Genomic DNA, 20,044 nt, shown 5'->3' on the forward strand with positions numbered 1-20,044 from the left:
CTCTTTGCCGAAAAATTATTCAAAAGGTCTTTTCAATGGCCGTGCCAAGAATAAAAAACAGGCAAAATCAATAGGATAGCTATGGGGCATGGTGGGAGAAAGGGAAAAGCGCCCACTATTTACTCAAGGCTGATAATAAAAGCGGCATGGGCTCATGTATGTCCTGTAACTATTCGGAAAATAACCGAAACCATTTTTATGCTTGAGTGCTTGAGGGTACTGTGCAGAAAGTTTACGGGCGGGGGATGCTTAAAATAATGGCAGGCAAGAATTGGGCTTTAGCGACTTGCTCATGAATTGTATGCCGGCGCTGCATAAATGGTCACCTGTAATTGTTTTGTCTGGGGAGTTGTTACGATAAAGGCCGCTCCCTGTCTCGGAAGCGGCCTCTGTAGAGCTTTTTGGGTTGGATAGGGAATTAGGGTCAGGCGTCCTTATTGCCTTTAAGTTTTGGCAGGGCCTTGAAGTATTCCCGGTTGAGCATAGAGATGAATTTGACGCTGATGCCTTTGGGGCAGGCCGCCTCGCATTCGTAATGGTTGCTGCAGTTGCCGAAGCCCTGGTCGAGCATGGTTTCGGTCATGGCGCAGACCCGGCGGGCGGCTTCAGGCCTTCCCTGGGGTAGTTTGGCTAGTTGGCCGACTTTGGCTGAGACAAATAGCATAGCCGAACCGTTAGGACAGGCGGCCACGCAGGCGCCGCAACCGATGCATTCAGCGGCATCCATGGCGGTATCGGCATCGGCTTTGGGGATCAGAATGGCGTTGGCGTCGGCCACGCCTCCGGTGTTGACAGAAACGTAGCCACCGGCTTCGATAATGCGATCCATGGCGGTGCGGTCTACGATCAGGTCCTTGACGACCGGAAAGGCCCGGGCCCGCCAGGGCTCTATATAGATTTCATCACCGTCCTTGAACTCGCGCATATGCAGCTGGCAGACGGTCGTTTCGGCTTGCGGACCATGAGGTTGACCATTGATTACCTGGGAACAGGTGCCACAAATCCCTTCGCGACAATCGTGGTCGAAGACGATTGGCTCGCGCCCCTCTTTGATCAATTCTTCGTTTACCTCGTCGAGCATCTCCAGGAAGGACATGTCGGGGCTGACATCTTTGGCTTGATAGCGTTCCAGTCGGCCCTTGTCTTCGGGGCCCTGCTGACGCCAGACATGCAGTGTCAGGTTCATTATTTATAACTCCTTACCGCCAGTTCGATATTTTCAAAAGTCAAAGGCTCTTTGTGCAGTTGCGGCGTTTTTCCGGTACCGCCGTATTCCCAGGCTGCAACGTAGGAATATTGGTCATCCTTGCGTACGGCTTCGCCGTCCTCGGTCTGGTGCTCGACCCGGAAATGACCACCGCAGGACTCGTCCCGGTTGAGAGCATCTCTTGCCAGCAGTTCGCCAAATTCCAGATAGTCGGCAACGCGGCCGGCTTTTTCCAGCTCCTGGTTAAGGTCGGCACCGTTGCCGGGAACACGCACGTTATTCCAGAATTCCTCCCGCAGGGCCGGAATCTTCTCCAGGGCGTTTCGGAGGCTTTCTTCGCTGCGGGCCATGCCGACATCTTCCCACATGATGTGGCCCAGTTCGCGATGAAAGTCATTGACGGTCTTGCGGCCATTAACGGCCAGCAATTTGTTGGTAAGCCCTTCGACCTGCGCGGCCGAGTCACGGAATTCGTCATCTTTGCTGCTGGCCTTGCCAGGCTCGGTTCGGGCCAGGTAGTCGGCGATGGTATAGGGGGCGATGAAGTAACCGTCGGCCAGTCCCTGCATCAGGGCGCTGGCACCGAGGCGATTGGCGCCATGGTCGGAAAAGTTGGCTTCGCCAAGGACAAACAGGCCGGGCAGGTTGCTCTGCAGGTTGTAATCGACCCACAGGCCTCCCATGGCGTAATGCAGGGCCGGATAGATGCGCATCGGTTGCTGATAAGCGTTTTCTCCGGTGATTCGCTGATACATGTCGAACAGATTGCCGTAGCGGGCCCGAATCGTGTCTTCGCCCAGACGTTCAATGGCATCGGTGAAGTCAAGATAGACCCCGCGACCACTGCCGACGCCGAGACCGGCATCGCAGGCCTGTTTGGCGGCACGAGAAGCGATGTCCCGGGGTGCCAGGTTGCCGAAACTGGGGTATTTGCGTTCCAGGTAGTAGTCGCGCTCGTCCTCTGGGATTTGCTGAGCCGGACGCTGGTCACCCTTGTTCTTGGGTACCCAAATGCGCCCATCGTTTCGCAGGGACTCGGACATCAACGTCAGTTTGGACTGGTGATCGCCGGTGACGGGGATACAGGTCGGGTGAATCTGCGTATAACAGGGATTGGCGAAATAAGCGCCCTTTTTATGGGCCCGCCAGGCGGCGGTAACGCTGCTGCCCATGGCGTTGGTCGAAAGGTTGTAGACATTGACGTAGCCGCCGCTCGCCAGAACGACAGCATCGCCGGCGTGACAGCGGATTTCGCCCGTTACGAGATCCCTTACGGTGATGCCTTTTGCCTCGCCGTCAACGACCACCAGATCGAGCATTTCGGTGCGGGCGTGGACGCGAATTTTGCCGGCCTGTACCTGGCGGCTGAAGGCCTGGTAGGCTCCGAGCAGCAGTTGCTGGCCGGTCTGCCCACGGGCAAAAAAGGTACGGGAAACCTGGGCGCCACCGAAGGAACGGTTTTCCAGGTAGCCGGCGTAATCGCGGGCGAAGGGTACGCCCTGGGCGACGCACTGGTCGATGATGTTGTTGCTGATCTGGGCCAGGCGATAGACATTGGCCTCGCGGGCGCGAAAGTCGCCGCCTTTGATAGTGTCGTGGAACAGCCTGAAGATGCTGTCGCCGTCGTTCGGATAGTTTTTGGCAGCGTTGATCCCGCCCTGGGCGGCGATGCTGTGAGCCCGACGCGGGCTGTCCTGGTAGCAGAAAGCCTCGACGTTGTAGCCAAGTTCTGCCAGGGTTGCCGCAGCCGAAGCCCCGGCAAGGCCGGTACCGACAACGAGAATGGTATATTTGCGTTTGTTGGCCGGGTTGACCAGTTTCAGGTCCCGGCGATGGTTGTCCCATTTATCTGCAAGCGGTCCGGATGGACATTTGCCGTCGAGTATCACAATAAACCCCCTAAAGTGTTACAAGGCCAAAATATGTCAGAATCGGAATGGAGAGGTAGCCGGCCGCTAAGGCTAGCGCAGCGATAAACCCGGCTTTCCGCAACAGGGGCAGCAGGTATTCGTTGCAGACTCCCAGAGTTTGAAAAATACTGCTGATTCCGTGGCTGAGGTGTAGAAACAAAGCAGCAAGCCCGCCAACATAGAGCAGCACCAGGGGCCATTGCTGAAAACTAAGAACCACCATGCGGAAAACATCGACCTGTCCGGTGGCATCGCTGAACAGGGATGGTTCGAGGCCGACCTTGCGCAGAGTAAAATGCAGCAGGTGGTAGACAACGAAAGCCAGCAGTGCCAGACCGGTATAGATCATGGTCTCGGCGGCCAAGGTCGTTGTCTGTGTAGTTTTTTTTGCATAGCCAATGGGTTTTGCGGCCCGGTTTTGCAGGGTCAACCAGATACCGAAGATCACATGAGCCAAAAGGGCACCCAGCAGGCCGAGGCGAAAAATCCACAATACCGGTCCGAGTTTATGGAGTTGAGCTGCGTAAGTATTGATCGCTTCCGACCCGGCGAACAGGGTCGTGTTGCCGAGCAGGTGGGCCGCTACAAAGCCGGCGAGCATCAATCCGCTACAGGCCATGAACAGCTTTCTGCCGACGGAGCTTCGAAAAAGTTGCATTAGTTGCATCACGTTTAATCCCTTGCTAAAAGCGTTATTTAAGTCGCTTTGGTAGGCGGTTCATTGTCGCCTGTAGTTTTGTGTTTTGAGCAGAGCGACGGGCTTTGGTTGTGGTTGTTGGTTGAACAGGCAGGAGCCGATTTAATTACTGCCCTCGCCCTAGGTGGCGAGAGAAGTTCGGCAGGAGTGCCGACTGCGGTTTTTAAGGTGACCCCTTTTGGAGAATCACATATTTTAATCGGTTTTGACGATAATTGCAAAAAAAATGTGCCAACATGAATCGCCGCAGCGCCAGTTCGGTGACCATTTGCAACAAAGTATTAATTGTGTTTCAGTGCCCGGCAAGAGGCTTCAAGGCAGGGGAAATGGGCAAAAGAGGGGCTTCTCTTTGCAAAGAAATGTGCTAATATGCACATTTTGATGTGCAGACAACGATTCGTTGAGTGTTCATTTGAACGGTTGAGGGGTTGCCGGCAGGTAGCGGTGACAATTGCCATAAAGGTGATGCGCAATGTCTAAACAGGATAAGGTTCCAAAAAGTCCAGCCGCATGGCTACTGGGCAAGCTGGCAGCGCCGTTGGAACGAATCGGCGTTGATAGTCTTTATTATCTGGAACAGGCCGGGCGCATGGGAATTTTTCTGTTTGCCTGCCTGCTGAATGCGATTCGGCCTCCTTATAAGCTGTTCCCGGTAATACGCCAGATCCATTTTATTGGCTACCGCTCTATCTTCGTCATTCTGTTTACGGGAACCTTTACCGGAATGGTGCTGGCTTTGCAGGGGTATTATACTCTGCGGAAGTTCGGCTCCGAAGGGCTGCTCGGCTCGGCTGTAGCCTTGAGCCTGTTGCGGGAGTTGGGTCCGGTAATCGCGGCCCTGATGGTGGTTGGCCGGGCCGGTTCGGCAATATGTGCCGAAATAGGCATCATGCGGAACTCCGAACAGATTGATGCCCTTGAATGCATGGCTATCGATCCATATAAATATCTGATGGCTCCGAAGTTCGTCGCCGGTATTATTTCGATGCCGATGCTGACCTTTGTTTTCGATATGGCCGGTATTCTGGGCGGCTATGTCGTCGGCGTCAGCATGCTGGGTGTGCCGGGGGGGAGCTATTTTCAGGAAATGTACCGCAGCGTTGACTGGGCCGATGTGGAGATGGGGCTGGTCAAGGCCCTGGTTTTCGGCCTGTTGATCATTTGGATCTCGGCTGCCAAGGGTTTCTTCCTCCATTTGGAACGTTCCGGAGGGTTTGGTGCGGAAGGGGTCAGCCGCACCACGACCAGTGCCGTAGTCCTTTCCTCGGTGGCTATTCTGGTTTGGGATTACCTGATCAGTGCCATTTTGCTTTGAAATGGCTAATCTTTTCCTAGGCGTGAATCGACCGAATATCCTATAATGGGAACATATCATTTGCAGAGGGATTAACGTTGGATGCACAGCAAAAAAAAATTGCCATTGAGCTGATCGATGTTGATCGCTCCTTTGGTCGCCAGCAGGTCCTGAAAAAGATCAACCTGGTGGTGGAAGAAGGAACGACCACGGTTATCGTTGGCGCCAGCGGGCAAGGCAAAAGTGTGATGCTCAAGCACATGCTCGGCCTGCTTAAGCCCGATAATGGTCAGGTTCTGGTTTATGGTCAGGATTTGGCTCGGTTGCGCAAGTCCCAGCTCAAGGAAGTGCGCAAAGATTATGGGGTATTGTTTCAAAACGTTGCCCTGTTCGACTCCATGAATATTTATGACAATGTGGCTTTGCCGTTGCGGGAGCGCACCACCGCCAGCGAAGCGGAAATTCGGGCCAATGTGGAGGAAAAGTTGGCTCTGATGGACCTTGCGGGGGTCAACGAGAAGTATCCTGCTCAGCTCAGTGGCGGCATGAAAAAGCGTGTAGGGTTGGCGCGAGCTCTGGTTATGAATCCACGCATCGTTTTTTTTGACGAACCGACCACCGGACTCGATGTCAATAAAAGCAATGAAATCTATCGCCTGTTTCACAAGACTCAGGCGAGGCTCAAGTACACGGCTGTGATCGTGAGCCACGATGTGCCCAAGATTTTCAAGCTGGCCGATCGTGTTGCACTTATTTCAGGCGGTGTCATCGAGGGCAGTATGTCCCCGGAAGAGTTCCAGCTTTCCAAAAATCCTACCATTCGCTCCTTTGTTCTGGAAACCATGGGGCCGATCTACTGTAGTGAAAAAGAGGAGAGGTTCATTCATGAAAAAGTTTAATGTTGAGATGGCGGTGGGAGTCTTCCTGGTGGTGGGTTTTGCCTGTTTCGCTTATCTCTCCGTAAAACTCGGTGATGTTAATTTATTTGGTAATTCTACCTACCAATTGAGCGCCCGCTTTCATTCTGTTTCCGGTCTGAAGGAAGGGGATATCGTGGAGATGGCGGGGGTGCAGATCGGTACGGTGAAAACCATTGAGCTCGACCCGGAGGAATATGAGGCGGTGGTGCATTTTGACCTCCGGACCGAGGTGCGTTTACAGGAAGACAGTATTGCTTCTATTCGAACTGCGGGAATCATCGGCAGCAAATATGTCGATATAACTCCGGGCGGCATGGAAGAATATATTAAGCCTGGCGGAGAACTCTTCGAAACAGAGTCGGCTATTAATCTGGAAAAGCTCGTTAGTAAGTATATATTTGAGAAGTAATCGGCGGGAGGATTGCGGTGCGAATCTTTATAATATCATTGTTATTTCTGCTCCTGGGCGGCTTGGGCTCTGTTTTGGCGCAGGATACAGTCCTGAACGATTCATCGGCAATCAATCCGGAGCCTGCTCCAGCAGTCAGCGCTATTGCAGAGGATTCCCAAGCGGCAGAGGATTTCGTCGCTAATGACGATTTCTTTGGGGTTGATGATGATGAAGATTTTACTGACGGTGATCTAGAATCCTTTGATATTAATGATCCCATAGAGCCCTTCAATCGCGGGATGTTCTGGTTTAACGACAAGCTTTACTTCTATCTGCTTAAGCCCATTGCCAGGGGGTATCGAGTGGTACCGGAACCGGCTCGCCAGTCCGTGGCCAATTTTTTCAGCAATCTCGGCACGCCGGTGCGTTTTGTTAGTTCGGTACTGCAGTTGAAATTTACGGATGCTGGCACCGAGTTGGGGCGTCTGGTGGTCAATTCCACGGTAGGCATCGCCGGTCTGTTCGATCCAGCCAAAAAATATCTCGGCTGGCGCAAAAAGGATGAAGATCTGGGCCAGACCTTTGGCAACTATGGGGTTGGCAGCGGTTTTTATATCGTTTGGCCGCTGCTTGGGCCTTCTTCAGTCCGGGACACGGTCGGGATGGTTGGTGACTATTTTCTCGATCCGTTGCACTATGCAGGTATGAAGCCTATGGAACGGGTTGCACTCAAAGGGCTGGAAATGGAAACCAAATTATCGTTGGACAAAGATACCTATGAGGGTATTAAGCGACAGGCGCTTGATCCTTATCTGTATATCCGTACTACCTACGCCCAGCATCGTGAGGGAAAAATCAAAAAATAGAGGCTTTGTAAACTTCTGAAAATCTTAACAGAATGATATGTAATTAAAAAAGTAGGGCGTAATCTGGGCGATGCCTTGCTGGGAGAAAAGAAAATGTACGTCAAAAAATCGTTGCTGTTTGCTTTAACGCTGGTGCTGTTGGCTGCCGTAAGCGTCATGGCGGCCGTGCCGAGGCCGACGAATCAACTGCGGGTGGCTGTGGATCGCATCATCGAAGTGCTGCGTGATAAGGATCTTTCCCGTGACCAGGTCTTGCAGGAAGTTTCCAACCTGGTGCGTAATAAGTTCGACTTCTGGGCCATGTCCCAGAGAACTCTGGGCAAAAACTGGAGAAAAGCTACCGAAGAAGAAAAACAACAGTTTGTCAGACTGTTTGCCCAGTTGTTGGAAGATACCTATCGGGGACGGCTCAAGGCTTATACCTACAACGATGAGCATGTTGAATATATTGGCGAACGGATCAATGGGACGCGGGCGATAGTGGATACCATCGTGGTGACCAATAAGGAGATCCCCGTCTCATACAAAATGCGTCTCAAGGGCGAGGAATGGTTGGTCTACGATGTCATCATTGAAGAGGTCAGCCTGATTGCCAATTACCGCAATAGTTACGGCGAGATAGTGGCAGACGAAGGTTTCCAGGGTCTGCTTGCCCGGATGGAGGTCAAGATTAAGGAGTTGGCTGAAAATAGCAATCAGGACCAGAAGGGCTCTGGAGAAAATGTGCCGAAGCCCCAAGGAAATAACGCGCCATGAAGCAGATGGGTGCTGCCGAGGGACTCTTGCATGACAAGTTGTCTTTTTTCCGCGGCTTAAGTGCGGATCAGATGGCTCTTCAGCAAGCGTATTTTTCTGTAAGGCAGGTAGTTGCGGGCGAAGAATTATGGCATGAGGGGGAGGCTGGCGAGTATCTGGCCTTTGTGCTTTCCGGCTGCATGCAATTGAAAAAAGATACCGAATTTGGCGGTACGCCGGTGGTTGTCGGGGTTTTTTCCGCCGGTGCGGTGATTGGTGAATTGTCTTTTTCCCGGAATGATGTGCGGGTGGTTACCGCTGCAGCCCTTGAAGATAGTCAAGTCGCTGTCCTGACCCGGCCGCATTTTGAAGCCTTGGTCAAGGATCATCCCGAATTGGGGGTCAAGTTGCTTGAGGCTGTGCTGCAGGCTACCTGCAAACGCCTGGAAAAATCCTACGAGCGTCTGGCGGCTATTTTTTGAACGGCCGGAAGAATGAAGAAAAAGGCAAAAAGGCAGCCCGCAGTGGCTGCCTTTTTTTATGCTCTCTATTTTGTGGATAGAATCTATTTTGCATCTTTGATGTTGAAGCGAATCGGCACCATGACCTTTCCGGCAACGGCCCGGCCATTACGCAGTGCCGCTTGGAATTTCCAGCGATAAACGGCATTTAGCGCAGTCCGGTCCAGAATCTGATAACCTGATGAACGACGCACCGTGATTTTACGCACTTCTCCTGCCGCCGAAACCTCTACCAGCAGCAATACTTCCCCTTCCCATCCGCGCCGCCGGGCAGTGCTCGGATAGGATGGTGGAGGATTGGAGCCGTAGGCAAAGGGGGTCTCGACCGGTGAGCCGGAGCCTGCTTGCCCGCCTTGGCTATGGCCTGATCCTGGGCCAGTCCCAGTACCGAAGCCGCTTCCTGTAGCGTGTCCAATGCCGGTGTCTTTGGAAGCAGATGTCTCTGGGATATTATCCAAGTTGTACTGGCGGTCAGCGATGGGTTCGACAGTCACTGCATGCATGGATTTATTTGTGGTTATGCTCTCTTCTGGTGTGGGTGGTATTTCCGGGGGGCTTATGATGGTGTCCGTTTCATGGTAGGCAGGATCCTCCTTAGTGACTTTTGTTGAGGCGACAGGTGTTGTCAGCTGTGGGCTCCGGTCTTTTTTCAGCCGATGCTTGGGGTAATTCGGTAGGGCAGTCGGTGAGTCTTTGGTTTTTCCGCCGTCGGCTGACTCATCATCAAGGCCATGGCCCGTTCCTGAGGTGGCCGGACCAGAAAAAAGATCTACCACCAGGTAGATTGGAGAAGGGGGGCTGTAAAAGCTAGGCACAGGGCACCAGGCCAAGATAACCACATGCAGGGCCAGGGAGAATGTCACCCAAAAGATAAGCGGTTTTTTAGCAAGCATCCCGCTTCCTGTTGGTAGTTAAGGCAGAGGGCAAGGCCAATGTTTCGATAAGGCACCTCCTCTGCTGGTTGCAAGACAGGGGAGGTGCGCGAAGGTTTTAAGGCTGCAGTGTGGGAAAGATACCATGCTATGCTCAGAAGGTATACTCTCCACCGATATAACCACTGATGCCAGGGGTGCCGAACCCCCAGACCTCTTCGTAGTCCTCGTCAAGTATGTTTTCGGCTCGGGCAAAAAGGCGTAATTTTTCAGTGACGTTGAAAGAAACAGCTAGGTTAAGCAATGTATATTTGTCAAGCTCAACTCGATCGTAGTCCCCCGTTTCCAGGTTGTAGGGATCATCTTCTCTTTCTCCCACACAAATTACGTCGATGTTGATGTTGCCTTTTTGCATAAACTGATAGTTTGCATTAGCGCTAAATTTATTGCGAGGAATTCTTAAAAAATCTTTTGCATCCTCGACATCAGTATAGGTGTAAGAGGCGGAGAGAATAAAGTTCGCAATGGGTTGCCATGATGCGCCAATCTCAATTCCTTTGGTTTTGGCGTCTTTAACGTTGTCATACGTAGCATACCCGGCTGGGTTGTAGGAATTTTTAATGAGGTTGTTGAACTTGTTTTCAAAGTAAGTTGTGCTCAGCTTGATCCTGTCATTAAGCAGCGTTTGTTCTACGCCAAAATCCCAGCTTCTATTTTCCTCGGGTTTGAGGTCTGGGTTGCCAAGAGTATCTAATGTGCCAAAATTTACGCTAGAGTATGTTGCGTTCTCAAGGCGTTGCACAAGAGAAGGGGCCTTATAGCCGGTTCCATGGCTTGCTTTGATTTTTGTTTTCGTTTTCTCAACCAGATAGCTTGCCGCTATCTGGTAGGTAACTTTGGAGGCAAAGTCACTATGGTCGTCAAGTCGCAGGCCAATGGTTGTAAATAAAGCATCGGAAATATTGATATGGTCCTGGAGATAGTAGGCGAGAGTATGGGCCTCTTCATTATTGGTCTCAGAGGTATAAGTAAAAAAACCTGCAACTGGATCTACTCCTTGTAGAAATGCCTTATTGTCTGCCTTCTCTTTTTCGTAGTCTATCCCTAGAGTAATGGTGTTATTTTTTATATAAAAGTTGTTCTGCCAGTCAACTTTATAAGTTTGCCCCTCAAACTGGCTATCGTCAAAGGCCAGGGGATTGATCGCGTCAGGTTTGTTTTGAAAGGTTCTGTCGTAGTCTGAAAAAGAAAAACCGATTTTTTGTTCCCAAAGGTCATTAAAGAGTGCGAATCTGGTTTGGAGGCGCAGGAAAGAAGACTCTGATTTGCCAACATAATTTGGGTCGTCAGCAGAAGGTCCGCCACCCAGGTCCAGGTCGCTTTCGGCGTCATTAAAGCGGAAAATCAAATCAAAATCGAAATTTTCGGTTGGCGTTAAGCCAATCTGGCCAGAGACTGCGATGTTTTCATAGCCATCCCTTTCCCTGTTCCCGTATGACTTGGCGGCACTGCTTATACCATCGGATTCAAGGTATGAGGCCATTAGGGAATAATTGTGGAGTTCGCTGCCACCGCTTATTGAGAATTGTTCTTTGTGTGTTTCATAGGAGCCACCTTCGGCCGCAACCTGAACTTGGGGCTTCCCTGCCCCTTTTTTGGTAAAAATTTGAATTACACCTCCAAGGGCGTCTGATCCGTAGAGCGTGCTTGCGGGGCCCCTGACGATTTCGATTCGTTCGATATTGTTGGTTAAAAGATGGGCAAAATCAAAAAGCCTGTTAGGCGAACTGGGGTCGTTGGCTTTAACCCCATCGATCAATACAAGAGTGTGTTCAGAGTTGGCACCGCGTAAAAAAACAGATGTTAGCTGACCAAGGCCCCCAGAGCGAGAAACGTCGAGCCCAGGCACGCTTCGCAGTACCTCTGTGACAGTGGCCTGCTGTTTGAGTTGAATTTCTTCTTTGGTGATAACTGTCACGGAACTTGCCACCTCCCGCGCCGGGGTCTCCAGCTTGGTAGCAGTAACGATGATCGGTTCGAGAGTTTGCGGGGTTTGTGACCAGGCGTGGCTCGTCTGCAAAAGCAAACCAGCCAGGGCCACAGCAAGGATTTTGTGCATAGTGAACTCCTCTTTGTGCCCAGGCGGGGGTAGGCGCAAAGAGGAACGCGAAGAAGGGTGTGGCTCCAGGGATAACAGAGCCACATTTCATGTCCGCCTCAGCCCACCTTCCCATAAGCCCGGGGAAGATGATGTGGGTTATCCGTAGCGGCAGGTATTCTGGCTCGCGCTTCGTTCGCAGGACCGCCTTCCCAGCTTTTCTGGCCAGTGGCATTTCGGTCCGTTGTCCGCGCTTACAGTGGCGGGTCCGCGGGGGATTTGCACCCCACTTCCCTTTTCAGCCCAACGGGGCACCGACGGATATGTGATTTTGGTTATTCAGTCCATTGGCCAGACGCTCATTAAGGATAACAGTTATGCCTGGCCTGTAAATCACCCGCAGGGGTGAAAAACAAAATAATCCGATGCTGGAGAGGTTTAGCCGCCCCCGACCTTGGGGAACAGGGACAGGGTTTGTCCGTCTGTCAGGACAGTTTCTGTATCCACGTGGCGGCCGTTGATCAGGGCTACGCCCAGTTCAGGATGGTCAATATCTAAAGCGGTGAGAACATCACCAACAGTAGCATCTTTCGGGTATTCCCGGTCTTCTATCTTGAAGCGATCATTGCGAAAAATAGCAAAAAGTTTCACTGTAATCTTCATGGACAGCAGGCCTCGAATAGGGTGGAGCGGTTGAATACAAAAAGTTGTGGGCACCCGGCACGGGTGCCCACAACGGTTTAACCAATTGCATCTACGAAATTCTTAGAAGTTCCAGAATTCGTCGATTTCTTCGCCGGAGAAATCCCAAACCACGTTGTGGGGCGGGATGGGCTCGTACTCGAAGAACTCGGGCAGACGATCGTCGGCGTTGGTGAAGCCAGCGGCGTCGTTGAAGGCCTTTTCGGTCTTCAGGATGTACTTGCCGAGCTCAACTACGTCGTCGCCGGTCAGGCTGATGCCGTAGCGGGCGTTGATCATGTCGATCAGAGCAGGCAGACACTCGGGGATATCCAGCGCCGGGAAGGCGATGAAGATACACATACCGGTGCTGTCGACGGACGCGGTAGCGATGGACAGGTTACGGGAAAGCTCAACCTGACCTTCTTTTTGCAACGGATCGATGTGACCGCCAACCTGCAGGATGTTGGTAGCGATGGAGTAACCGGCAGTGTGGTCGGCACCCATGGTAGAGGTAGCGTAGGTGATGCCGATACCTTTAACCGAGCGAGGATCGTAAGCCGGGATGCCCTGGCCCTTAACAACCGGTACACGGGTCAGACCGTAAGCTTCACCTACGGACTTGGTGCCGTTGCCGAGGATGCGGCCGAGAGGAGTGGCTTTGCCGATTTCTTCGTTCATCACGCGCAGGGTTTCTTTGCCGTCACCCCAGGGAATAACGCCGGCTTCCATGGCGACAGCGATCAGTACGGCCCCTTCGATGGAGTCGATGCCGATGTTGTCCATGGCGTTGTCGATACGGGCGCAATCGTCGAGGCTTTCAATCATGCAGTTGATGCCCAGGCCCCAAACGGTCTCGTATTCGAAACCGGAGGTGATGTACTCGCCTTTATCGTCAGTGTAAACCTGGGAGCACTGGATGATGCAACCGGCGTGGCAACCGTGCTTGGTGTGGCCGTTGGGGCGGCTGGCGATCACGTCGTGCATGGTTTCACCGGAAACCTTGTCGTGGTGCTCGCAGGAACCGTACAAGAAGTTCTTGGTGGGCAGACCACCGGCTTCGTTCAGAATGTTGATCAGAACGTTGGTGCCGTAGATGGGCAGACCTTCGCCGGTAACCGGGTGGTCGAGCATGGCCTTGGCGAAAACCTTGGCAGCAGCGCGGAACTTGTCCTTGTCGGCGATTTCAACTTTCTTGCCTTCGGAATCGTCGATGGTGATGACCTTGATGTTCTTGGAGCCCATAACGGCGCCGAGGCCGCCACGGCCGTGGCTACGGATCTTGTGATCAGGGTCTTTGACGGAGATGTTAGCAGCCATCAGGCGCTCTTCGCCGGGGATACCGATGGAGCAAACGCCGATTTTCGGATTGTACTTGGCTTCCATGGCGTCGATGACGTCGAAGTTCTGCATGCCTTTGAGGGCAGAAGCGTCGTGGAAGGTAACGCCGTCGTTGTTGACGTGCAGTTCATACCACTTGCCGGCTTCAGGCTGATCTTCGATGATCATGGCTTTGATGCCGAGCTTAGCGAACTGCTGAGCGCTGGTGCCGCCGGCGTTGGACTCTTTGATGCCGCCGGTCAGAGGGCTCTTGGCGCCTGCAGACATACGACCGGACTGAGCTGCCGGGGTGCCGGTCAGAAGGCCGGGAGCGAAAACCAGCTTGTTGTTAGGACCGAGAGGGTGGCAGGTGGGGGGTACTTCAGCTGCAACGATCGTGGAAGTCAGGCCACGGCCGCCGAGGCCGGCCCAAGCTTCAGGGACTTCTTCGATCTTGCAGGTGAGGTCCTTCATGTTTACGCGGAAAATTCTGTTCATGATCTTCTTTTCCTCCCAAGTGTTGCTTTTGGAACGGTTCCGGGAAAAATCTCCTTTCCAAAGGTGGGAGGCACCGTTGTTTCCAACGGAACCCGTCGGCTTGGCAACCATAAGGACCTTCCTCGTAGGTTGTCATGCTCGGAGATTGAGAGTGCAAGTGCAACGCGCCTGTAAAAGCGCATTTTGAAATTGTAGAACTGCGTTATATCAAAGATCGTTTAAAAGTTCAATACCCATAGTTACTGCTCTTTTAACTAACAAGAATCGCGCCATTATTGCGAGAAGTCTTGCTGTGCGCCTTGTGGTCGCAAAACTTCTTTTGAAATTAAAGGGTTGCTTCAAAAGGGTTCAAGGTTGAGCGTAGATGGTTAGCATTAAGCAATGTTTTCTTGTGTTCCAAAATGGAACAAAAGGGGGTCAAAGAAGACGATTGGCAATGTAGAGAACCAGCCCGACAACCACCAGAAATGGGGTCCAGTCTCGCAGTCTGCGGCTGCGGGGCACATCCGTTGCCAATTCGGTCGATTCGGGGATAAGTGAGAGCAGTTCGCGGGCTAATATCCGTGGTTCCGTATCACCTAGGGAGAAATAGGCTCCTCCGCTGGCTGTTGAAATAGAGCGCAGATTGGAAGCTTGCAAACGCGTCCGCAGAGGGTGGCCGGCTGGGTCGGTATAGAAACCTTCAATGCGTGTTGTACCGGGCCGACGAATAGGGATGTATACTTTCTCGGCCTGGCCTACTCCGACGGTATAAACCGGCACCCTGTTACGATTCATTTCTTCGGCTTGAGTAATCAGCTCGTCCGGGCTGTTCTCCGTATCTTCCCCATCCGAAATTAATACAATGGCGCCAGCGGTTTTGTTTATGTGGTCCCCAAGGAGCCCGGCTCCTGTTGTCATGGCCATTTTCAGGTCGCTGCCAGATTCCGTCAGTTCACCCAGGCGGGTATGTTTCACCATATACCGCAAAAAACCCTGGTCCCTGGTCGGTGCCACGACTTCGATGCCGTTGCGGGCAAAAAAGAACAAGCCGGCCTGTTCGCCGTCCAACTCTTCAAACAGGCGCAGGGCCAACAAACTGGCCGAATTCAGCCGGTTGACGATCTCCGTAGAATTAGCTGACGAGATTTCTTTATTGATTACATCCTCGGCCAACATCGATTTGCTGACATCGATTCCGATGGCCAATTTTAGATGCCGGCGTGGGTCGTCTTTTAGCATCGCCCAGAAATGGGGCCCGCTCAGAGCAATGATCAGGGTCAGCAAGGCTAGTATTGCGGTAATTATGCGAACGCCAGCCCGCCGCTGATTAGTGGTGGAGGCCTGGTTGGAAAAAGCCCGTTGCACACGGCGAACAAAGCGTTCATTGGCTGTCAGCCAATAAAGACCGATCGGCAATAGAATGAGCAACCACAGGACCCATGGTTGTGAAAATTGCATGGTTTTCGCCTATTTTTCGACGCGGGTTTCGGCCGGCACGCCCGGTGAGAATCCCGGTGCCTCGGGGATGTAGGTTTGTAATTGCTCCTGTATCCGGGTCATGTCCGCAGGGGGAATCTCAGTCAGGCCGAGACGCCGGTATTCGCCGACGGCGATGATCAGTTCCAGGTTCCAGCGAGGCAGGGCTCTTTCGAGAGAGGACAGACTCACCTTGTCTACCTGTTGAATAGCGGTTTTATAATCGATTAAAGCGTCGCTGAGGAATTTTGCCGCCTTGCGGCCGTCTTTTTCATGGTAGAGGACACTATACGCCAGCAAAACGGCGGTGTTGCCTTTGAGATTATGAAGTTTCCATTGCCATTCAATGGGAAGTTTTGGATTGTTGGTCAAGCTTTCGGTGACGGCGTCTCTCAGTTGCAGCAGGCGAGTGTGAAAGTTGGAGGCGGAACTACTGGCGCTGGCAGCAAGATAAGGGTTAGCCAGGATGTTTTTAAGCCCTTCAAAGAAGACCACCGCTTGCCGCCACTGATCGTGAAGCAGGGCGTATTCAACCTCCGGTAAAAAACGACCTTGTCGGCCGGCATTCTCGGCAAGGGTTTTCAATTGCTGTGTATTGGCGCTTCCAGCTCCCGTCCGGTTGATGGTCTCAATCCGATTGTTAAGATCATCCGTTCCCTGTTGTTGCCGTACTGCTTGCTGCCAGAGGAAAACTCCGGTTACCAACAGGCATAAGCCGCTTGCCGACAAAATCAGGGCGAGATGCCTTCGGTATTTAGTGATGTTGCGAAACATGCTTTGGTTCCTTTGCGTAAAAAAGCCGAAAGGTATATGGCTCGCTTCAGAAATTAAGGTTTCCGGTATCCCGGCAGGGTACGAAGCCCCATGCCAAGGAATATAAGTCCCAGTGCCGCGGTGATAAACCAGGGACGGGTCCAGCGGGGTCGGATCGTAGCGCGGATCAGATTTCGATTCGCCTCTAAGGCGTCAATTTCGCGGTAAACTTGCTGGATCTGTTCCCGATCAAGGCCTCTGGCCAATGGGAAAATCTTTCCAACAGGAGGTTGGTCGGCGACTGGGTCCATCGCTTTTGCAACGGTTTCATCGACCTGACCGCCTATGGCAATAATGTAAAAGCGCATATCAAGGGCTTTCATCAAGGTTATGACATTCACCAGGTTCGGTAATTGACCGCGCCGCACATGAGCCCGCAAACGGGGTTCGATGCGACCATCGGTAAAGAGAATAACCGCCATGCCGGCGCCCAGGCCGCTGCGTCGCAGTTTGAGCGGAATATCGAGCAGGGTACCGGGTTCACCGAGGAGGAACTGGCGTAAACCGGCAATCTCTTCGGTGGTCAAACGCCGGTCTTCCGGCAACATGGAGAAGAACACGGACAAGGCCAGCCAGACCGCCTCCGAGGCATTGGTGCCGCCGCCGGCTCCCAGCTCCCGATAGATTCGCGATCGATTTTGGCTGCGGACCAGGTCCAACTTTCTTTTTAACAGTGCCCGATCTGAAGTCAATGGCGCCAGAAGTCGGGCAAAACTGGAAAAAGCCACCAGGCCGATATAGTCCCCTTCCCGGCGCAGATCGACAAAGGATTCGAGGCCATCGAGGGCAATGTCGCCGACGGTCAGCCGGGAAAAACGATCGATCTGCCTTCTCATAGAACCCGACAGGTCAAGGGTCAGGATGATCCATTTCGATTCGATGTACTCTTCTACGCTACGGCGGGCATAGCCCGGATTGACCAAGGCCAGAATGAGGCTGATAAATACCGCCGAAAAAATAATGTTGTCATAATGTCTTTTCCACCAGGTGGGTTGCAGTCCCCGCAGGTGAACCCCGACGGACGGAAAGGGCGTCCTGCTGCGAGTGCGCTGTCGCAGCCACACGATCAGGGGCAGGAGTAACAAGGCCAGCAAGGCTAAAGGATATTCCAGTTCAAGATCCGGCATGGATGTTAAAGGACCTCCGTCTCCGGTTGCCGCTCGGGCCTTCTCTTTGCCAGGTCGGTGAGCAGGTTCTCTGCCTGTGCCAGCAGATTGCGACGCTGTTCAGCGTCGGGGTGTTCGGATGCCAACAGATGTTCAATGCCCTTGAGTATGGCTTCCGCCTGCCGTATTTCGTTGTTGGAGAGCCTGCCGGTCATCTGAGACAAAAATGAACTGTGGCTGCCACCGCTGGTTGCGGGCGACAGTCCTGCGTATTCGGCCAGAAGTGTTTGTAGAGCGTTGCCCAGTTCCGCCCAATCCGCCAGTTGCAGGGAGGAAGGGGCGTTTTTAAGTTTGTCGACAAGGTTTGCGTGATGTTTTTGCAGCCGGGCACGGACCACCTGTTCCGCTTTATTGACCGGGTGGGACGGAATGCGAAGCCAGACGATAATTCCGGCGGCCAGCAACAAAAGGCCGGCAATACTCATGGCCACGGCCTTTTTCAGGCGGACGCTTAGTTCTGTATCGACGACCTTCGAGAGGGGGCCGGGGGCAGCGATTTGCAGGCGGTAATCATCTTCTCCTTCGGGGACCATGGAGGCAATGCGGATCGATACAAAGTCAGTGCGAATAGTTACGGGGCTTGCATCGTCCGTCCGGTGGTCGGTGAAATAGACCGGCAGGGCCGGAAGTTGGTAATCGCCAGAGGCGTAGATTCGCAGGGTCCCGGTTATGCGAATGGGACTGTGGGACAGATCGATGGCACTGAGAGGATGATCGTAGCTGATTTCGTAAAGGTTATGAAAAATGCCGCTGGGATTGAGGTTGAGATTGGCAATGGTGGCCGCGTCGATTTTGATTCCCTCAGCGAAGTGGATCTCCAGGTTAAAAGGCATTGGCATGCCAGACATGGCCCCCGGTCGGTCGAGAAGGAATTGAATAGTTACCGGTGGGGTCAAGGGCCTTTTAAGCGGAACGGCGCTGGCGACATACAAGTCCTCGCCAAGTAACGCGGCGGTTTGCCAGGCAAGGCGCCGACAGGGATCGATCGTCGCTATATCGGTATTGGGTCCTTTGGTGACCAACCCCTGCAAGGCTTCGGCTTTTTCAAGCAATCGGTGTCGGGCCTGCTCGCCGGTGGTCGTCTTCCATTTTATCTCGATTTTGTCGAGGGGGACATACAGTTGCTGTTCGATTCGCCAGGCCGGCTGGATGCTGTGTACCTGCGGGTCCTTTCGCCATCGCTGCAGCAGAGCATCGAAAAGCCCGTAGGGGAGCCCCTGTCTTAACCTGTAGGCGGCCGCTGATTTCGCTGCATCGGGTGTTTCCACCAGACCATCGAAAGCTTCCCGGTAGCGGCTGTAAAAGTCTTTGACCTGTCGGGGACTCGCCCCGGGCTCGCGAAATCTGACAATTAACCAGTCTCGAGCGACCTCGGGTGCGACTTGTTGGCCTTCTGAATCGAGATACCAGGGGTGGTCATGGGCCATTTGCCAGATGTGGTCAAAGCAGCTGGTTTGTTCAGAAGCCAACTCTTCAAGGGCGGTCGGGGCTGCGGCCATGGCATTACAAAAAGGCCCTTGTGACAGCAGAAAAAGCCATAAGCCGGCAAGGTAGAAAAATCGGTAAAGATCCCGATACCAGGCTCGGGCCGAGTAACGGTGGTTATGAGCTTTATTGGAAGGTGACATCATCTATCCGTTTCGGTTGTTGATCTTCGCCCCGGGATTAAACTCTGGCTGCCAGCCTTCTGGCGAAAAAGGCGTTGATCTTTTCCTGCACATTGTCCTGGCCGTTGATAATGACCGTAGAGTCGATGCCCGCCCTGGCGAGCTGTTTTATTCGGTGCTGCCGCCAACGGTGCACGGCGACTTGGTAACGTTGCTGCTGCGCCAGGTCGAGATTCAATTCCTCGCCTGTTTCCAGGTCCTGCAATGGCACCTGGCCGGTCAGGTCCGGTAGTTGCCATTCCACCTCTTCAAGGAGATGCAGGGCCAGGATCTCGTGAGCGACAGAGCGATCGCTGGCGGCGACGCTGTGCAGAGCGTTCAAAGACCCCGGCCGGTCGTGAAAGTCGGAAAGAATGACACCCAGGCAGGATGGCAGCAAGTTGGTGAGATGATCGATAGCGGACTGCAGCCTGGTCTCGTGGCAGTCTACAGGACGGGACTTTTGCAGCATGCTGCGCAGACGCTGATATTGCCGGGCCGAAGCGTTAGGGGCCTGATAATCGATGACCCGGTCGGCGAACAGCAGCAGGCCGCAGGGATTGCTGTTTTGCAGGGCGCTGTAGGCCAGGCTGGCGGCGATATCCTGAGCGAGGGAACGTTTATCTCCAAATCCCATCGAAGCGCTGACGTCGACCAACAGCATGAGCGTGTAAGCACTGTCCTGCAGGAATTCCCTTACGTAAAGCTCACCGCTTCGGGCCCGGGCCTTCCAGTCGATATGACCACAGTTATCTCCCGGCAGGTATCTGCGTAATCCCCAGAATTCGTATCCGGTGCCCTTTTCGACCCCGGCCCAATCACCAGCGAGAGGCTGGTGGGGGGGATACTTGGGCTGGATGTTGAATCGGTAGCGGGGCTTCATGGTTGGCTTTACTCCTCTTCCAACAGTTTCGCCGGGTTTGTCGCCTTGCCAAACTCATTCAAGACCAG

At 53.2% G+C, this 20,044-nt stretch carries 19 protein-coding genes and 2 riboswitches; of the genes, 7 read left to right on the forward strand and 12 right to left on the reverse strand.

The window, feature by feature from the left end; translation table 11 throughout:
• Positions 1 to 424 precede the first annotated feature (424 nt).
• From A7E78_RS11495 to A7E78_RS11505, 3 genes are read right to left on the reverse strand one after another with little or no spacing between them, the layout of a single operon-like run.
• Complete coding sequence (locus tag A7E78_RS11495; RefSeq protein ID WP_072284425.1) at positions 425 to 1,186, reverse strand: succinate dehydrogenase/fumarate reductase iron-sulfur subunit; 762 nt, start codon at positions 1,184 to 1,186, stop codon at positions 425 to 427.
• Positions 1,186 to 3,096, reverse strand: coding sequence for a fumarate reductase/succinate dehydrogenase flavoprotein subunit (locus tag A7E78_RS11500; protein WP_072284426.1), 1,911 nt, complete (start codon positions 3,094 to 3,096; stop codon positions 1,186 to 1,188). The genes A7E78_RS11495 and A7E78_RS11500 overlap by 1 nt, the downstream gene beginning before the upstream one ends.
• 10 nt (positions 3,097 to 3,106) lie before the next feature.
• Positions 3,107 to 3,784, reverse strand: coding sequence for a succinate dehydrogenase cytochrome b subunit (locus tag A7E78_RS11505; protein WP_256359865.1), 678 nt, complete (start codon positions 3,782 to 3,784; stop codon positions 3,107 to 3,109).
• 54 nt (positions 3,785 to 3,838) lie between these two features.
• Here A7E78_RS11505 and A7E78_RS14965 point away from each other — a divergent pair, with 54 nt between their 5' ends.
• The 7 genes from A7E78_RS14965 (at position 3,839) to A7E78_RS11535 (ending at position 8,502) form a co-directional block, all read left to right on the forward strand.
• On the forward strand, positions 3,839 to 4,054 hold the full coding sequence (locus A7E78_RS14965) for a hypothetical protein (protein WP_145924897.1): 216 nt from the start codon (positions 3,839 to 3,841) through the stop codon (positions 4,052 to 4,054).
• A 349-nt stretch (positions 4,055 to 4,403) separates the two neighbouring features.
• On the forward strand, positions 4,404 to 5,129 hold the full coding sequence (locus tag A7E78_RS11510) for an MlaE family ABC transporter permease (RefSeq protein ID WP_418361397.1): 726 nt from the start codon (positions 4,404 to 4,406) through the stop codon (positions 5,127 to 5,129).
• A gap of 77 nt (positions 5,130 to 5,206) precedes the next feature.
• Positions 5,207 to 6,007, forward strand: coding sequence for an ABC transporter ATP-binding protein (locus tag A7E78_RS11515; RefSeq protein WP_083553052.1), 801 nt, complete (start codon positions 5,207 to 5,209; stop codon positions 6,005 to 6,007).
• The gene (mlaD, locus tag A7E78_RS11520) at positions 5,994 to 6,437 is read left to right on the forward strand and encodes an outer membrane lipid asymmetry maintenance protein MlaD (protein WP_072284427.1); all 444 of its coding nucleotides are present in this window, start codon (positions 5,994 to 5,996) and stop codon (positions 6,435 to 6,437) included. The genes A7E78_RS11515 and mlaD overlap by 14 nt, the downstream gene beginning before the upstream one ends.
• A 17-nt stretch (positions 6,438 to 6,454) precedes the next feature.
• Positions 6,455 to 7,285, forward strand: coding sequence for an MlaA family lipoprotein (locus A7E78_RS11525; RefSeq protein ID WP_145924898.1), 831 nt, complete (start codon positions 6,455 to 6,457; stop codon positions 7,283 to 7,285).
• Positions 7,286 to 7,378: 93 nt separating this feature from the next.
• Complete coding sequence (locus tag A7E78_RS11530; RefSeq protein ID WP_072284428.1) at positions 7,379 to 8,041, forward strand: MlaC/ttg2D family ABC transporter substrate-binding protein; 663 nt, start codon at positions 7,379 to 7,381, stop codon at positions 8,039 to 8,041.
• Entirely contained in the window at positions 8,038 to 8,502 is a 465-nt protein-coding gene (locus tag A7E78_RS11535; RefSeq protein ID WP_072284429.1) for a Crp/Fnr family transcriptional regulator, read from the forward strand. The genes A7E78_RS11530 and A7E78_RS11535 overlap by 4 nt, the downstream gene beginning before the upstream one ends.
• A gap of 83 nt (positions 8,503 to 8,585) precedes the next feature.
• Here A7E78_RS11535 and A7E78_RS11540 read toward each other — a convergent pair whose 3' ends face one another.
• The 9 genes from A7E78_RS11540 to A7E78_RS11580 all read right to left on the reverse strand — a co-directional run bounded on the left by A7E78_RS11540 (position 8,586) and on the right by A7E78_RS11580 (position 19,976).
• The gene (locus A7E78_RS11540) at positions 8,586 to 9,434 is read right to left on the reverse strand and encodes an energy transducer TonB (RefSeq protein ID WP_072284430.1); all 849 of its coding nucleotides are present in this window, start codon (positions 9,432 to 9,434) and stop codon (positions 8,586 to 8,588) included.
• Positions 9,435 to 9,567: 133 nt separating this feature from the next.
• Positions 9,568 to 11,532, reverse strand: coding sequence for a TonB-dependent receptor plug domain-containing protein (locus tag A7E78_RS11545; RefSeq protein ID WP_072284431.1), 1,965 nt, complete (start codon positions 11,530 to 11,532; stop codon positions 9,568 to 9,570).
• Positions 11,533 to 11,664: 132 nt separating this feature from the next.
• Positions 11,665 to 11,843: riboswitch (cobalamin riboswitch) on the reverse strand.
• A gap of 106 nt (positions 11,844 to 11,949) precedes the next feature.
• Positions 11,950 to 12,174 (reverse strand): MoaD/ThiS family protein, encoded by a 225-nt coding sequence (locus A7E78_RS11550; protein ID WP_072284432.1) that lies wholly within the window; start codon positions 12,172 to 12,174, stop codon positions 11,950 to 11,952.
• A 102-nt stretch (positions 12,175 to 12,276) separates the two neighbouring features.
• Positions 12,277 to 14,010: an aldehyde ferredoxin oxidoreductase family protein gene (locus A7E78_RS11555; protein WP_072284433.1), complete on the reverse strand. Its 1,734-nt coding sequence runs from the start codon at positions 14,008 to 14,010 to the stop codon at positions 12,277 to 12,279.
• 34 nt (positions 14,011 to 14,044) lie between these two features.
• A riboswitch (molybdenum cofactor riboswitch) is annotated at positions 14,045 to 14,166 on the reverse strand.
• A gap of 261 nt (positions 14,167 to 14,427) precedes the next feature.
• Positions 14,428 to 15,450 carry a vWA domain-containing protein gene (locus tag A7E78_RS11560; protein ID WP_072284434.1) on the reverse strand — a complete coding sequence of 341 codons (1,023 nt, stop codon included), beginning with the start codon at positions 15,448 to 15,450 and terminating at the stop codon, positions 14,428 to 14,430.
• A gap of 9 nt (positions 15,451 to 15,459) precedes the next feature.
• On the reverse strand, positions 15,460 to 16,242 hold the full coding sequence (locus A7E78_RS11565; RefSeq protein ID WP_072284435.1) for a hypothetical protein: 783 nt from the start codon (positions 16,240 to 16,242) through the stop codon (positions 15,460 to 15,462).
• A gap of 53 nt (positions 16,243 to 16,295) precedes the next feature.
• Positions 16,296 to 17,408: a vWA domain-containing protein gene (locus tag A7E78_RS11570; protein ID WP_072284436.1), complete on the reverse strand. Its 1,113-nt coding sequence runs from the start codon at positions 17,406 to 17,408 to the stop codon at positions 16,296 to 16,298.
• Between the two features lie 5 nt (positions 17,409 to 17,413).
• The gene (locus tag A7E78_RS11575; protein WP_072284437.1) at positions 17,414 to 19,075 is read right to left on the reverse strand and encodes a hypothetical protein; all 1,662 of its coding nucleotides are present in this window, start codon (positions 19,073 to 19,075) and stop codon (positions 17,414 to 17,416) included.
• Positions 19,076 to 19,112: 37 nt separating this feature from the next.
• The gene (locus A7E78_RS11580; RefSeq protein WP_072284438.1) at positions 19,113 to 19,976 is read right to left on the reverse strand and encodes a DUF58 domain-containing protein; all 864 of its coding nucleotides are present in this window, start codon (positions 19,974 to 19,976) and stop codon (positions 19,113 to 19,115) included.
• Positions 19,977 to 20,044 lie beyond the last annotated feature (68 nt).

The sequence above is a fragment of the Syntrophotalea acetylenivorans genome (genome assembly GCF_001887775.1).
Lineage (GTDB): Bacteria > Desulfobacterota > Desulfuromonadia > Desulfuromonadales > Syntrophotaleaceae > Syntrophotalea_A > Syntrophotalea_A acetylenivorans.